This is a genomic window from uncultured Methanobrevibacter sp. (assembly GCF_947169325.1).
In the GTDB taxonomy this organism is placed as follows: Archaea; Methanobacteriota; Methanobacteria; order Methanobacteriales; family Methanobacteriaceae; genus Methanocatella.
This window is the reverse complement of sequence record NZ_CAMVPN010000014.1, coordinates 1-14,765: the sequence shown is the minus strand read 5'-3', so window position 1 is coordinate 14,765 and position 14,765 is coordinate 1. Positions and strand designations below refer to the sequence as shown.

Below are 14,765 nucleotides of genomic sequence, written 5' to 3'. Positions count from 1 at the left end.
ATTAAATGCTTAAAATATACTATTTAGTGTATAAATTATATTCATAAATAACTTATATTATATAATTTCAATATATAATACGTAGTTAGTCAACTCCATGGAGGGAGGTTATGGAATATTTCCACGAACTGGAGAATTGATGACACCACTATTTTAAGGTTAAAGCATGTTAAAGGAAGATATTATTGACAGGGAATTTTTCGTTATTGATTGCGAAAGCCTTCATGATGTTAAAGATAGGCTATACGGATTTTCCATAAAAGACAATGCTGTCGTTCAGGATTCAGACATCAGCGAATATGAATGTATGGACGATATCGGAGCCTACGTTTTAGTTAAAAGAAACAATAATGAAATAATAATATCTCAGGACTTCATCGGTTCTTACGGAATATACCTATATGAAAAAGATGATTACTTTGCAATTTCCAATTCATTCATTAAACTGGTCGACTATCTGAAAACCAACCACCCAATGACATTGAATGAAGATTATGCATCCATTTCACTGATTCCAAAAACATTATCATCACTGATTCATGAAAAGACCCTTGTAAATGAGATTACATGCATTCCAAGGAACTTCAAGCTCCACATTGACATTAAATCCAAAGAGATTTCCTATGAAAAGACTGTTTATGATGACTTTTCTGTTCCTCTAAACAGCGAAGAGGGATTGAAACTGTTGGACAAGTGGTTTTACAAATGGGTTGAAATCATCAGGGCAATAAAGCAAAAAACAAATAACATGTCCCTTGATTTGAGCGGAGGATTCGACACAAGAATGATCATGGCTCTGGTGTTGAATGCAAACATTGACATAAACTCAATCAATGTCTATTCCATTGATAACAACCAGCACAACCACAATGAGGATTTCAGGATAGCTTCAAGCATATCCGATGAATACGGTTTCACATTAAACAGCGGGCTGGACGTGGAGTATTACAATTTTGCAGATATCCAGACAATCCTTGATTTGTCATGCTACGTGAAGCTGGGATTCTCCAATCAGCTCAATTTCAAGATGTCCCGCAGTCAGGAGCCCGTTTACATGATAACTGGAATGGGCGGTGAGACAATAAGGGGATGGCCTTTGGGAGATTCCAAATCACAAATCACCAATGTCATCAACAAAACAAAAAGGCTGAGTCCCGCTTTGGTTGATGCAAGCGTAAGGGCAATTGAAGAAAGCCATGATGCAGTAAGGCAACTGAAGCCATCCATTAGGGATGAAACCTTCCAGTGGGATTACTATAAGGAGACAAGACTGAGAAACCACTTCGGAAAACTCATTGTTGAAAACTACATGGCAAACAGCCTGGCATTGTGTCCTCTAATCGATCCGGACCTGTTCAAACTTAAAATAAGCACTCCCGAATGCAGTGACGATTCCCTTCTGATGACACTGATATTTGTGAGGTATTGTCCTGAACTGATGGAATTCGATGTTGAAGGTGGTCGTGAATTCAATCCAGAGACAATAGAACATGCCAAATTGATTAATGAGATTCATCCCTTTGAAGCTAAGGAATATGAGTTTCTATCAAAAGTGGATGCCGACAAGGGCGAAGAACTCATTGAAAACAATGAAAAGGTCAATTGGCATGACATTAACAATTATATTAAGGATATATTCAAATCCTCCTCATTCAGGCATGAATTTGAAAAATACGTTCCTCCACTGGTATATGACAGAATCAATTACTCAGTTGACCACAGGGACTATTTCCCATTGCAGAACACTTTTCCTGCCTTTGCCATCGTAAAGGTCATTGATGCAATCAATCACAGTAAGCATGACGATGATGAACTGATTTCAGACTGGTTTGATGGATTTTCAGATGCTGATTATGAGGACAAAACAAAAATGAATCCTGAATTTCCGCTGCTGCTTTCAAAATTCATAACCTCCAGAATAGACATCAAAAACACCTCATCAAAAGGCAATTCCATTGAAATCATTGAAAACTCAGATGCCACAGCAAAAGTCGATTTCCCACAATGGCTCCAGAATGAAAATGGAGGGGGCTGCATAATCGAAAGCATGGCAGGATATCTTGACGTTAAAGTCAGATGCATCGGCGATGGTGATTTATCCATCAAATTAAGAGGAATAAATGCACTTGACAGGAACAAAAACAGGTATCCGGTATATATCGACTATACTGATTTTGAAGTCAATGGAAATCAAATAATTAATGATAACACCCTTTCATGGCACGACAAGCCTATTTATCATGAGATGCCGGTCAAAGACGGTGATGTCATAGCAATTCATTTGGAATGGATGCCTATCAACGACAACAGCCTGAGTGAAAACTATAACCTGATAATAAAGGAGAATGAACAACTCAAAAGGGAAGTGGAAAATCTCAGAAAAATAAATCAGGAAATGCAAAGCTCCACAAGCTGGAAAGTCACATCACCTCTGCGAAAAATTAAAAACAGATAAAATCAAATATTCTTCTCCATTGTAAAAATACCCATCCTTTTTTTTAAAAACTTATTAACTACTAATTTCCATATATATTAGTAATTATAATTAAGGTGCAAAATATAATGTATAAGAAAATTTTATTACCTACCGATGGATCTGGATATGCTGAACAGGAAGTTGACAGAGTCACCAAACTTATTGCAGACGATGGTGAAATCATAGTCTTATCCGTTGCAGGCAAATTGACTTCCAGCGCTTTCCAGTCAAGATCAAAAGTTAAAAAAGTCAATGAAAGGTTATTGAAGGAAGCTAAGGCAGCCGTCAATAGCATGGCTGCAAAATTCGATGATTCATTGAATGTCAAAACAATGGTGAAGACAGGTTTTCCGGCTGAAACAATCAATCAAGTTGCTGAAGAGGAAGGCGTTGAGCTCATTGTAATATCCGCATCAGGTAAAAGCGGAATTCACAAGTTCATCATCGGAAGCGTTGCAGAAAAGGTCTTGAAGACTTCCGAAATTGACGTTTTATTGGTTCACAATAACGATTAGGTGTTTTTATGGATAAAAGCAGAATGATTTTAATAGCCGTAATTGCAATTGTCATAGTTGCTGTTGCTTCATTTGCGTTCATTTCCGCAAATTCCCACAATACAAAAATCAATGTGGTGAGCAATTCCACACTAAAAAACGGGGATTTCGTTGAGATGGTTCTCACCGACGATTACAGAAACGTTTATCCGGGTGAAGTAATCGACATAAAGATTTTAGACGATTCCGGTTGGGCAACCAAATATCAGGCAACTACCGATGACAACGGAAAGGCGGCTGTTGAGCTGGTTGCATTGGATAACGGAAATTACACAGTACATTGCAATTACAATGGAACATTATTCAACAAGGAAACCAAAGATGTTTCCACATTGACTATTGATGACGGTTTCTAAAGCCTCGTCAAAGTCCTATTTATTTTTTTTAGAGGTTTTCAAGCATGGTTAAGGTATCTGTAGTGGTTCCGGTCTATAATGTTGAGGAGTTTTTAGGAGAATGTCTCGACAGCATTGTAAATCAGACCTTGGATGACATTGAGATAATCTGTGTTAACGACGGGTCAAAGGACAGCTCACTTGATATTTTAAACGAGTATGCTCAAAATGACAAAAGAATAACTGTCATAGACCAGGAAAACGGCGGACATGCAGTTGCAACCAACAGAGGCATGGACGTGGCCTCAGGAAAGTACCTGTTTTTGATGGATTCAGATGACATTCTTGATTTGAGAGCACTTGAGGAAACCTACAATCTCGCTGAAGAAAAAAGTGTTGACTTTGTGATATTTCAGGCAATCAACTACTATATGGACAAGGATGAATACATTGAAGAGGAAAACTACAGCATGAACCGCCTGGCGGAACATGTGGGAGATTCGGTGTTCAGCTACAGGGACGTTAAGGATTTCGTTTTCTCAATTAGCGTCACACCATGGTCAAAGCTTTATAACCGAGAGTTCATTGAAAAAAACCAGATAAGATTTCCCGAAGGCCTTGTGTTTGACGACAATGTCTTTTTCTTTGACGTGCTATTTGCAGCAGATAGAATTACGTTTTTAAAAAAGCATCTCTTCAAGAGGCGCTGGTATCCTACCTCATCGACAAGGGCAGGGGATTTGAGGTTTTTAAACTACATAGAAATATCCAATCTGATATGGGACATATTCAGGAAATATGAGGTTTTCGAAGAGTTCAAGGAGACCCTCTACACCAAAAAGGTAAGCACAGTCCATTACTGGTACAAAAACATCCGGGAAGATTACAAGCAGGACTTTCTCGACGCAATGAGGAAAGACTATGAAAAAATAGCTTCCAATAAGGATTTGTTCCATGATTTTTCAAACAATATCTCAGAAAAGAACCTTTTCATATTCGAAAGTGCCCTGAATGCAGAAAATGTGAAGGAATTTGATTTGACGGTTGAAAACTATGAGCTCAGATGCGAAAACGATGAGCTTAAAAGGAAAATCGAGGAGTTCGAATCCTCCAAAAGCTGGAAGATTACAAAGCCTCTCAGGGGCATCAGAAAGTGATAATATGGTTGAAGTTTCTGTCATCATGCCAGTCTACAATGCAGAGGATTACCTGGCCGAATCAATAGAATGCATCCTCAACCAGACACTTGCTGACATAGAGCTGATTTGCGTTGACGACGGCTCCGTTGACGCTTCACTGGATATACTAAAGGGCATTGCCGAAAAGGATTCCCGTCTCAGGTATTACCATCAGGAAAACAGGGGAGGGGGAGCAGCAAGAAATGTTGCAATCCCAAAGGCTACAGGAAAATACATATACTTCATGGATGCCGATGACAAGCTTGACACAAACGGCCTTAAAAGATGCTATGAGATAGCAGAGCAAAAGCAACTTGACTTTATCATTTTCAAGGCCATAGACTATGCAGAAGATACGGGCGAATACTTCACTACTGACGATTACACAATGGATGAACTATCAGCATTTGTAGGCGATAAGATATTCAAATACTCCGATATAGGTGATTTAATCTTTAAAATATCAGTCACTCCATGGTGCAAATTCTACAATAGAAAATTTGTAGTGGACTCAAAAGCGAAATTCGCCGAAGGGCTGATTTTTCATGACAACATATTCTTTTACGACAGCCTCTTTTACGCTGAAAGGATTTACTTTTTAAACGAAACTCTATATACAAGAAGAAGGCACTCAGCTTCATCAACAGGTGCGGGAGATAAGAGATACATCAATTTCATCAAGATATCAGACATGATATGGGACATATTCAAAAGGCACGGAGTCTTCTGGACATATGTCGATGAGATGTTCACCAAAAAGGTCGGAGTCGTTCACTACTGGTACAAGCACATTCAGGAAGAGTATAAGGAACTTTACTTCAGCGAAATGAAGAGAAACTACGAGAAGATAGCTGAAGATGAGGAGATTTTAAAATACGTTAATGAAAAATTAATTGACTGGCAGAAAAACATCTTCAAAAGCGCAATTGAAGCCGATACAAGAGAGGAGTTTGACCTCTTCATTGAAAATTACAATCTGGAAGTTGAAAACAGACATCTCTCAGAACTTCTCGACGAGCCAATTCATAAGCTGATCATTTCAAGGTTAAGGTGATTAAATGCCTAAGGTATCCGTAGTTATTCCCGTTTATAATGCAAGCGATTATTTAAGAGAGTCTCTGGAATGCATACTCAACCAGACGCTGGACGATTTGGAAGTGATATGTGTCGATGACGGCTCAGAGGACAATTCACTGGAAATATTGAATGAAATTGCACAAAAAGACACCCGTGTGAAGGTCTTAAGCCAGACCAATCAGGGAGGAGGGGCTGCAAGAAACAACGCCCTTAAGCACACGACCGGCGAATACCTCTATTTCATGGACGCCGACGACAGGGTTGACCTGAACGCCTTAAAGGAGCTATATGAAATATCTGAAGAAAAAAACCTTGACTTTGCAATATTCAAGGCAATCAACTATGCCGAAGATACTGGTGAGTATTTTGAAACCGCATACTACAATATGGATAAGATCAGGGACTTTGCAGGAGATAATGTATTCAGCGGAGATGATTTGGGCGAGCTGATATTCAACATCAGCGTAACACCATGGTGCAAGTTCTACAACCACGACTTTGTCCAAATGTCAGGAGCCAAGTTTCTTGAAGGGTCAATCTTTCATGACAACCAGTTCTTCTGGGAAGTGCTATTCAACGCCGAAAGGATGTGTTTCATTGACAAGGCATACTACACAAGGCGCAGGCACTCCGCTTCATCAACCGGAGCGGGCGATGAGAGATACATAAACATCATAAACGTTGTAAACAATATCATAAATCTCTTCGTCAAATACGGAAAGCTTGACAAATTCAGGAAAATCCTATACAACAAGAAGGTGTTCTGGATTCATACAAGATACCTGGAAATCATGGACGAGTTCAAACATGAATTCTACTGCGAAATGAAAAGGGATTTTGCAAATATTGAAGACAGGTCCTTCAGGGGTCTGCTTGATGATGAAAACAGATTCATTTTCGACAGCATCATTAAATCAAAAACCCAAAGGGAGTTTGACCTGCTCATTAAAAATTACAGATTGACACAGGAAAACATCCGCTTGAAAAAGCAAAAGGAACTGTCCGGTTTTCTTAAATATCGAATTAAAAAGATTGTAAAATAACATTAAATAGTTGTATTGACAAAAATTATTACAGTTAAAGGTGAGGTTTTTTATGGTTAAGGTATCAGTTGTAATTCCCGTTTATAATGTGGAGGACTTTTTAGGCGAGTGTTTGGACAGCATACTGAATCAGACATTGACAGACATTGAAGTTATCTGCGTCAATGACGGCTCACCGGACCGCTCATTGGAAATCCTTAACGAATACGCAGCAAAGGATAAGAGAATGACAGTCATTGACCAGGAAAACGGAGGCCATGCAGTTGCAACCAACAGAGGAATGAGGCTTGCAACAGGAAAGTACATATTCTTCATGGACTCAGACGACATTCTCGAGCTCACAGCACTTGAAGACTCATACAAACTTGCAGAAGAAAAGAACGTCGACTTTGTGATTTTCCAGGCAATCAACTATTACATGGATACCGGCGAGCTTGTGGAGGCTGAAAACTACAGCATGAACGCCCTTGCAGACTACGTCGGAGACTCGGTATTTAATTATAAGGATATCATGGACTTTGTCTTTGACATTACCGTCACCCCATGGTCAAAGCTCTACAACAGGGAATTCGTCATGAAAAACAACATCATATACCCGGAAGGACTTGTATTTGACGATAACGTTTTCTTCTACGACACCCTCTTTGCGGCTGACAGGATCACATTTTTAAGAAAGCACCTCTTCAAGAGAAGATGGTACTCCTCATCATCCACTACTTCAGGAGCAAGGCATTTCATCAACTACATCGACATCTGCGATTTGATATGGCAGGTGTTCTTCAAATACGATGTGTTTGATGATTTCAAGGACGAGCTGCTTCACAAGAAGTTCTATACCAATTTCTACTGGTACAGGCATATCAAACCCGAATTCAAGCAGCTCTTTTTAGACAAGCTTCGTGAAGACTATTTGAGAATCGAAAGCGACAAGGAGTTCAAGGAATACATATTCAGAGATCTGGATGTTGCAGAGCAGAAGCTCTATGAATACGTCCTCAAGTACAAGGACACCGAAACGTTCGATGTGGCATACAAAAACTATAAGCTCAGACGAAAGAATTCACAGCTGAAAGCGGAATATGAAGAGGTCAGAAATGTCCATGAGGAACTCTTGAACTCAGAAAGCTGGAAGAAAACCCAAAAATTGAGGTCATTTAAGAAAAGATAGAATAGGTGTGATGATTATGGTTAGCGTATCTGTTATAATGGCCGTCAGTAAAGACAACTACTCAGAGTCACTTAAAAGCGCTCTGAACCAGACTTTAGCAGACATTGAAGTTATATGCATTGATGATAATGACATCGTCAATGTCACCGACAGTGCCGTTAAAGTGATTAAAAAGGATGACAGCATAGATGAAGTGAAAGGCGAGTACATCTATTTCTTAAATCCCGGTGATGTTTTAAATAAGGACACTCTCGAAAAGGCATTCAGGCAGGCTAAAGGCGAAGGACTTGATTTCATACAGATTACCGATGAGGACACCTTCATAGGCGAAACATATCAGTTCCTGAAGTTGAGAGGAAAGACATTCCAGATGGACATGACAAGATATACAAAGCTCATAAGAACCGATTTCATAAAAAAGCTCAATAACATAAACTCAAACGATTACCTGTTCTTCTGGGAATGCGTGTTCAATGCAAGAAAGTTCGCATTCATCAATTTAAATCAGAAATTCAATAAAGACAAGAAGGATTTCGATGAGCTGGCAAGTCTCATAAACGTTTCCAATGAGGTTTTCACTAAATTCAAGGACTACGACCACATCGGAAAGTTCAAGTTCATCATATTTGACTGGAGACTGGAACTGCTATATGATGCATACGTCAATGTCACAGAAGAGCGAAAAGAGGAATACTACAATCTGCTTAAAGAGGATTTCACACAGATGATCTATCACTGGAGATTCACAGACTTTGCATATGATGCAAATCCGATCAATTATCTCTTTTTCAAGGATGTCGTATACAGCAAGGATTTCGAGGACTTCAAAAGGCTGATGGTTCAGTATGAGCTTGAGCTTGACAGTGAAGAAGTGAAAAAGGAAAACGAAATCATCGAAAAGAACATTTCCATTCTTGAAAGGGAAAACAGTCTTATTACAAATTCCACAAGCTGGAAGGTTACAAAACCCCTTAGAAAATTAAATAAGTGATAAAATGCCTAAGATATCAATTGTCATGCCCGTATATAATGGGGCGAAATACTTATCCAAATCATTGAAAAGCATAGAGAATCAGACATTAAAGGATATTGAACTGATATGCGTTGATGACGGTTCAACTGACGATTCATTAAGTTTACTGAATGACTTTAAAGAAACCTATGATTTCATGGCGGTAATATCACAGGAAAATCAGGGCTCAGGAAAAGCGAGAAATACCGGAATTTCAAATGCTAAAGGAGACTACATTGCATTTCTCGATGCAGATGACATCTACATTGACGATGATGCACTTGAAAGGATGTATGATGTTGCAGTAAGAAACGACGCCGATATAGTCTCTGCCAATCTGCAGTTCGTAAAGAAAGATTATTCCTTGAAGGAAAACAAGCACTACGAACGTGGTGACTATGCCTATTTTGATGAGGAGTCTTGCATTTCACCTGAGGATTATGGAATTCCGTATGCATTTTATAAAAACATTTTCAAAAGGGATTTCATAAATTCAAATGAAATAATTTTTCCCGACCTTTTAAGAGGCCAGGACCCTGTATTTTTGGCAAAGGCGTTTGTAAGTACCGATGCAATATATACATGTCCCGTCAACCTATACGGATACAATTCATCAGTCGGTGGAGGTGTCAACAACAAGATGAACACCTACATCAAGAAGAAAAGCTACGTCCAGCATTTCAGGGACACCTGCGACGTACTGGCAGACGGCGGACTTGTAAAAATGTCAGAGGAATACAAGCTGCACCTTACAAAATACCTCAACTGGAAGAAGAACAACGCCAATGAGGATTTATTCAAGATTTACGGAATCCTATTTGAAAGCCCTTATGAGTATTTTGACATTACCGATGAGAATTTTGTCATCTTCAACACTGCCGCACAGGCATATCTCCTATACAACAATAAGGATGAAGATAAATTCGCACAGACCAAGGAATTCATAGAAAAAATCGACTCTGACGATTTGCCTAAACAAATTAAGGAAAAATACGATATACTCAAATGCTCAAAAGACAATGACGATTACATTGAAAATTATCACACAGACAAAATCAAGAAACTTGAAAAAAGGCACAAGAACCTCACAGAAAAGATTGATGAGCTGGAGAAGGAAAATGAAAAGCTTGAAGCCGAAGTGGAAAAGCTTGACGGCAAGGTCAGGGAAATCAAATCATCCGGAGGCTTTAAGTTTGCCAAGAAGGTGAAGAATATTATTAAATAAATGGAGTTTATTGATATGGTTGACGTTTCTGTTATTATTCCCGTTTATAATGCAAGCGATTATCTTGAAGAAGCCATCGACGGCATCCTCAATCAGACACTAAGCGACATCGAAGTCATCTGCGTTGATGACGGTTCTGTTGACAATTCACTGGAGATACTTGAAAAGATTGCCGAAAGGGACTCCAGAGTCCAGTACTACCATCAGGAAAACCGTGGAGGAGGGGCAGCAAGGAATGTGGCGCTTCCGAAAGCCAAAGGAAAATACATATACTTCATGGACGCCGACGACATTGTCGATTTGAATGCCCTAAAGGAATGCTTTGAGATATGTGAAGAGAAAAAACTTGACTTTGTTGTCTTCAGGGCAATGAACTATGCCGAAGACACAGGAGAGTATTTCGAAACTCCCGACTACACAATGGATGAGGTATATGAACGTGTAGGAGATAAGATATTCACATACAGGGATTTGGAGGACATGATCTTCAAGATGTCTTCAACCCCATGGTGCAAGATGTACAACAGGGAGTTTGTCATGTCCACAGGCGCCAGATTTGCCGAAGGACTGATTTTCCACGACAACATCTTCTACTGGGATGTGTTCCTTTCAGCCGAAAGGATATTCTTCTACGACAGATATCTCTACACAAGACGCAGGCACTCCGCATCATCAACAGGTGCCGGAGACAAGCGTTACGTAAGCTCAATTACAATCAACAACATGATCATTCAGAAGTTCATAAACCATGGGCTTTTCGAAAAGCACAAGAAGCTTCTCTATGACCATAAGATTTACCTGGTGTTCCACAGGTACAAGACAATCAAGGATGAGTTCAAACCTTACTTCTATGAGCATTTGAAGGAGGATTTCACTAAAATGCTTACCGATGAAAGGTATGACGAGTTCATGAGCCTGATTGAGGACAACAACAAAAAAAGATTCGAATACGTTGTCTATTCCAAGGACTTCGATGAGTTCAATCTCTCATTTGAAAATCTCATTTTATCAATCAGAAAGAACCGTCTGAACCGCCAGAACAAGCAGCTTAAAAAGAAGCTCAAGTCACATAAGAACTTCCTGGAAAGAAAGCCAGTGTCATTATTCTTAAAACTTAAGGGAAATTAACATGAATCCGAAAATATCAGTTATAATGCCTTCACTTGATGTTGGTGAATATATACGGCAGTGCATGGAAAGCGTCACCTCACAGAGCCTTGAGGAAATTGAAATAATCTGCATTGACGCAGGCTCAACCGATGGAACCCTTGAAATCCTTGAGGAATTCGCCGCTAAAGATTCTAGAATCACACTCATGCATTCAGACAAAAAAAGCTACGGCTATCAGATGAATCAGGCAATTGATGCTGCCAGAGGAGAATACATTGCCATCGTCGAAACCGATGACTATATATCAAAGGACATGCTGAAGTCATTGTACGGCCTTTCTAAAGGCAGTGCTGATGTGGTCAAGTCCAGTTTCTATCACGTCACAGAAGACGGCACCATAAGAAAAGACACTGGAAAAAGCGGTCTGATTGAGGAAGGCAAAGCATTTACTATTGAGGATTTCCCTGCAATCATCAAGTCCCACCCGTCAATATGGGCAGGGATTTACAGGCTTGACTTCCTAAAGGCCAATGGCATCAGATTCATAGAGGAGCCTGGAGGCGGATGGGTGGACAATCCGTTTTTCTATGAAACCTCATTTGCCGCCGAATCAATAGTATACACCGATGAGGCATATTACTATTACCGTGAATTCAATCCGACATCATCCTCAAACAACCTCACGGACTACACAATACCTATAAAGAGGATGCTTGACAATCTCGACGTCGTTGACAAATACGACAAGAAATCCGAAGAAATCCTGAGGGCAGTCTACATCAGGGCGATGGCCTATCTGAGAAACATCAAAAAACGGGAATATTTTGAAGAAAACCTCCCTGAAATAAGACCTCTTCTTCATGAAATGATGCTTAGGATTGATAAGGATTACGCAGAAAGGAATTTCTCCCTTAAAAACAGGATTGAATACTACAGGTATCTCTCACCTCTGATGCTTGACGGCAATCTGGATGAGAATATCATTAAGGAAAACGATTTTCTATATCAGACAATTGACGAGCTGAGAGCGGAGAATGAAGAGCTGAAAAATGAAAACAGAAAACTGACGGGTGATGAAAAGCAACCCTCAATCAAAAGCAAACTCAAAAGGATATTTTAGTTAAACTTTTTAATTAAAAGAAACATAATTTTATTATTAAATTGATTTTATTGGGATTATTATGAACATTACTGTTATTGGAACCGGATATGTAGGACTAGTCACAGGAGCCTGCTTTTCCAAAATGGGAAACAAGGTATACTGTGTAGACATTGTGGAAGAAAAAATCGAAGGGCTCAAGAACAACATCTTGCCTATCTTCGAACCTCACCTGGGCTCACTTGTTAAAAGCAGCCAGGAAAGAGGGGATTTGATATTCACAACAGATATCAAAGAGGCCCTTGACGATACAAACATCATCTTCATTGCCGTTGGAACTCCTATGGCCGAAGACGGAAGCGCAAACCTTGACTACATTTTCTCAGCCGCTTCAGATATAGCAAACAACATCACAAAGGATTCACTAGTCGTAATAAAATCCACAGTTCCTGTAGGTACCGGAGAAAAGGTAAAGGAACACATCAATAACATACTCAAAGAGAACAATTCCCAAGTAAAAATAAGCATGGCCTCCAATCCGGAATTCTTAAAGGAAGGCCACGCAATCGAGGACTGCCTTCACCCTGACCGTGTAGTAATCGGTGCTGAAGAGAAGGAAGTCTTTGAAACCTTAAAAGACTTATACTCACAGTTCGTCCTCAACCACGACAGGTTCGTATTGATGGACATCAAATCATCAGAAATGACAAAATACGTTGCAAACGCAATGCTTGCAACCAAGATATCCTTCATGAACGAAATAGCCAATATATGTGAAGTCACAGGTGCTGACGTTCAGAATGTCCGTAGAGGAATAGGATCAGATAAGAGAATTGGTTATGATTTCATTTATGCCGGATGTGGATATGGGGGAAGCTGCTTTCCTAAAGACGTGCAGGCATTGATAAGCACAGCGCAGTCTAACGGTTATGAACCTAAAATCCTTGCAAACGTGGAGCTTGTAAACAAAAACCAGAAGATGGTTCTTGTAAACAAGGTTGTTGACAGGTTCGGAGAGGACCTGACAGGCCTCACCTTTGCAGTATGGGGACTTGCTTTCAAGCCGGGAACCGATGATGTTCGTGAAGCGACATCACTTGTGGTAATATCAGAGCTCATCAAAAGGGGAGCCAAAATCAAGGCATATGACCCACAGGCCACAGAGGAGTTCATCCGCACAATCGATGACGAATATCTAGATTCAATAGAATTTGCAAAGGGAAGATATGAAATCATCGAAGGCAGTGACGCTTTAATACTTATCACAGAATGGAAGGAGTTCAGAAACCCTGACTTTGACTACTTTGCAGAGACAATGAATCAGAAAGTAATATTTGACGGAAGAAACATTTACTATAAAAAGATCCTTAATAACAAAGGATTCGAACTATATCAAATCGGGTGTTAATCTTGCCGGCGGTTTCAGTTATTGTACCAGCATACAATGTGGAAAAATACTTGGCGGAATGCCTTGACAGCCTAATCAATCAGACTTTCAAAGACATTGAAATAATCTGTGTCAATGACGGCTCTACAGATTCCACACTGGACATTTTCAATGACTATGCCGCAAAGGATTCAAGAATCAAGGTGTTTTCACAGGAAAACAAGGGGGTTTCCGGTGCACGTAACGCCGCAATGGATCATATCACAGGCAAATACACATACTTCATGGATTCCGATGACGTCTTGGACATCAACGCATTGGAAACTTTATACAATATTGCTGAGGACAAACAGCTTGATTTTGCAATATTTAAAATCATGAACTTCGATGACGAGACAAGGGAGAAGGAACCTAATCCATATTATGACATGGAATATCTCAAAGATGCCGTAGGAGAAAACGTTTTCTCACACAGGAATCTGGACCCTGTTGACGTGTTCAAGATTGCAGTCACTCCGGCAAGCAAATTCTACAGAAGCGATCTTATTTCAGACATCCACTTTCCTATGGGTCTGATATTTGAGGACAACGCATTTTTCATCGAAACTTTTCTTAAGGCTGAAAGGGTCTATTTTTATGATGAATACCTAAGCAACAAAAGGGTTAGGGCCGATTCAATTACCCATTCACCTAACGAATCATTCATGGACTACATCAGCATTTCAAAGATACTCATTGACCATACCAAGAACTTCGGCTTTTACGAGCAGTATAAGGAAGGGCTCTTCTATAAGACAATCCTCAACATCTATTTGAAGTTCAAGCAGGTTGATACACCTACAAAGGCAGTTTTCTTTGAAAAGATTAAGGAATATTTCCTCTCTAAAAAGGAGGAATACGACAACGACCCTGTTTTCCAGAGCTGCGATGAAAAAATCAGGGAGATTTTCTACAGTGCCATCGAGTCACAGAACGCCAGGGAATATGAGCTTTCAATAAGATGCATTGACTTATCAGAAATAATCGAGAAGAAGGATGCAATCATCGAGCAGAAATCAGGCAGAATCAGGGCCATCAACCGTGACACGGACAAGCTCATAA

General features: G+C 39.7%; 13 protein-coding genes. All 13 read left to right on the top strand.

What is annotated here, in order from left to right; all coding sequences use genetic code 11:
* Positions 1-166: 166 nt before the first annotated feature.
* Positions 167-2,455, top strand: a complete 2,289-nt coding sequence (locus Q0W26_RS03495) for a hypothetical protein (RefSeq protein ID WP_298522460.1) — start codon at positions 167-169, stop codon at positions 2,453-2,455.
* A gap of 107 nt (positions 2,456-2,562) precedes the next feature.
* Positions 2,563-2,991 carry a universal stress protein gene (locus Q0W26_RS03490; RefSeq protein ID WP_298522457.1) on the top strand — a complete coding sequence of 143 codons (429 nt, stop codon included), beginning with the start codon at positions 2,563-2,565 and terminating at the stop codon, positions 2,989-2,991.
* Positions 2,992-2,999: 8 nt separating this feature from the next.
* A complete protein-coding gene (locus Q0W26_RS03485; protein ID WP_298522454.1) occupies positions 3,000-3,386 on the top strand; it encodes a hypothetical protein in 387 nt (128 codons plus the stop codon).
* Between the two features lie 44 nt (positions 3,387-3,430).
* Positions 3,431-4,522, top strand: coding sequence for a glycosyltransferase (locus Q0W26_RS03480; protein WP_298522452.1), 1,092 nt, complete (start codon positions 3,431-3,433; stop codon positions 4,520-4,522).
* Between the two features lie 4 nt (positions 4,523-4,526).
* Positions 4,527-5,597: a glycosyltransferase gene (locus Q0W26_RS03475; protein ID WP_298522450.1), complete on the top strand. Its 1,071-nt coding sequence runs from the start codon at positions 4,527-4,529 to the stop codon at positions 5,595-5,597.
* Positions 5,598-5,601: 4 nt separating this feature from the next.
* Positions 5,602-6,663, top strand: a complete 1,062-nt coding sequence (locus Q0W26_RS03470; protein ID WP_298522447.1) for a glycosyltransferase — start codon at positions 5,602-5,604, stop codon at positions 6,661-6,663.
* A gap of 52 nt (positions 6,664-6,715) precedes the next feature.
* Positions 6,716-7,831, top strand: a complete 1,116-nt coding sequence (locus tag Q0W26_RS03465) for a glycosyltransferase (RefSeq protein ID WP_298522444.1) — start codon at positions 6,716-6,718, stop codon at positions 7,829-7,831.
* A 16-nt stretch (positions 7,832-7,847) separates the two neighbouring features.
* On the top strand, positions 7,848-8,822 hold the full coding sequence (locus Q0W26_RS03460) for a hypothetical protein (RefSeq protein ID WP_298522441.1): 975 nt from the start codon (positions 7,848-7,850) through the stop codon (positions 8,820-8,822).
* Positions 8,823-8,826: 4 nt separating this feature from the next.
* Positions 8,827-10,068: a glycosyltransferase gene (locus Q0W26_RS03455; protein ID WP_298522440.1), complete on the top strand. Its 1,242-nt coding sequence runs from the start codon at positions 8,827-8,829 to the stop codon at positions 10,066-10,068.
* A 15-nt stretch (positions 10,069-10,083) separates the two neighbouring features.
* Positions 10,084-11,196, top strand: a complete 1,113-nt coding sequence (locus Q0W26_RS03450; RefSeq protein WP_298522438.1) for a glycosyltransferase family 2 protein — start codon at positions 10,084-10,086, stop codon at positions 11,194-11,196.
* Position 11,197: 1 nt separating this feature from the next.
* Positions 11,198-12,298, top strand: coding sequence for a glycosyltransferase (locus tag Q0W26_RS03445; RefSeq protein ID WP_298522436.1), 1,101 nt, complete (start codon positions 11,198-11,200; stop codon positions 12,296-12,298).
* A 61-nt stretch (positions 12,299-12,359) separates the two neighbouring features.
* Entirely contained in the window at positions 12,360-13,685 is a 1,326-nt protein-coding gene (locus Q0W26_RS03440; protein WP_298522434.1) for a UDP-glucose/GDP-mannose dehydrogenase family protein, read from the top strand.
* A gap of 2 nt (positions 13,686-13,687) precedes the next feature.
* Positions 13,688-14,765, top strand: a 1,078-nt coding sequence (locus Q0W26_RS03435) for a glycosyltransferase (RefSeq protein ID WP_298522431.1), incomplete at its 3' end; no start/stop codon positions are given.

What these genes read in the sequence shown, in the direction of transcription:
- Q0W26_RS03480 (WP_298522452.1), top strand. Translation starts at nt 3,431, where the DNA reads ATGGTTAAGGTATCTGTAGTGGTTCCGGTCTATAATGTTGAGGAGTTT.
- Q0W26_RS03465 (WP_298522444.1), top strand. Translation starts at nt 6,716, where the DNA reads ATGGTTAAGGTATCAGTTGTAATTCCCGTTTATAATGTGGAGGACTTT.
- Q0W26_RS03460 (WP_298522441.1), top strand. Translation starts at nt 7,848, where the DNA reads ATGGTTAGCGTATCTGTTATAATGGCCGTCAGTAAAGACAACTACTCA.
- Q0W26_RS03485 (WP_298522454.1), top strand. Translation starts at nt 3,000, where the DNA reads ATGGATAAAAGCAGAATGATTTTAATAGCCGTAATTGCAATTGTCATA.
- Q0W26_RS03445 (WP_298522436.1), top strand. Translation starts at nt 11,198, where the DNA reads ATGAATCCGAAAATATCAGTTATAATGCCTTCACTTGATGTTGGTGAA.
- Q0W26_RS03440 (WP_298522434.1), top strand. Translation starts at nt 12,360, where the DNA reads ATGAACATTACTGTTATTGGAACCGGATATGTAGGACTAGTCACAGGA.
- Q0W26_RS03450 (WP_298522438.1), top strand. Translation starts at nt 10,084, where the DNA reads ATGGTTGACGTTTCTGTTATTATTCCCGTTTATAATGCAAGCGATTAT.
- Q0W26_RS03475 (WP_298522450.1), top strand. Translation starts at nt 4,527, where the DNA reads ATGGTTGAAGTTTCTGTCATCATGCCAGTCTACAATGCAGAGGATTAC.
- Q0W26_RS03495 (WP_298522460.1), top strand. Translation starts at nt 167, where the DNA reads ATGTTAAAGGAAGATATTATTGACAGGGAATTTTTCGTTATTGATTGC.
- Q0W26_RS03490 (WP_298522457.1), top strand. Translation starts at nt 2,563, where the DNA reads ATGTATAAGAAAATTTTATTACCTACCGATGGATCTGGATATGCTGAA.
- Q0W26_RS03470 (WP_298522447.1), top strand. Translation starts at nt 5,602, where the DNA reads ATGCCTAAGGTATCCGTAGTTATTCCCGTTTATAATGCAAGCGATTAT.
- Q0W26_RS03455 (WP_298522440.1), top strand. Translation starts at nt 8,827, where the DNA reads ATGCCTAAGATATCAATTGTCATGCCCGTATATAATGGGGCGAAATAC.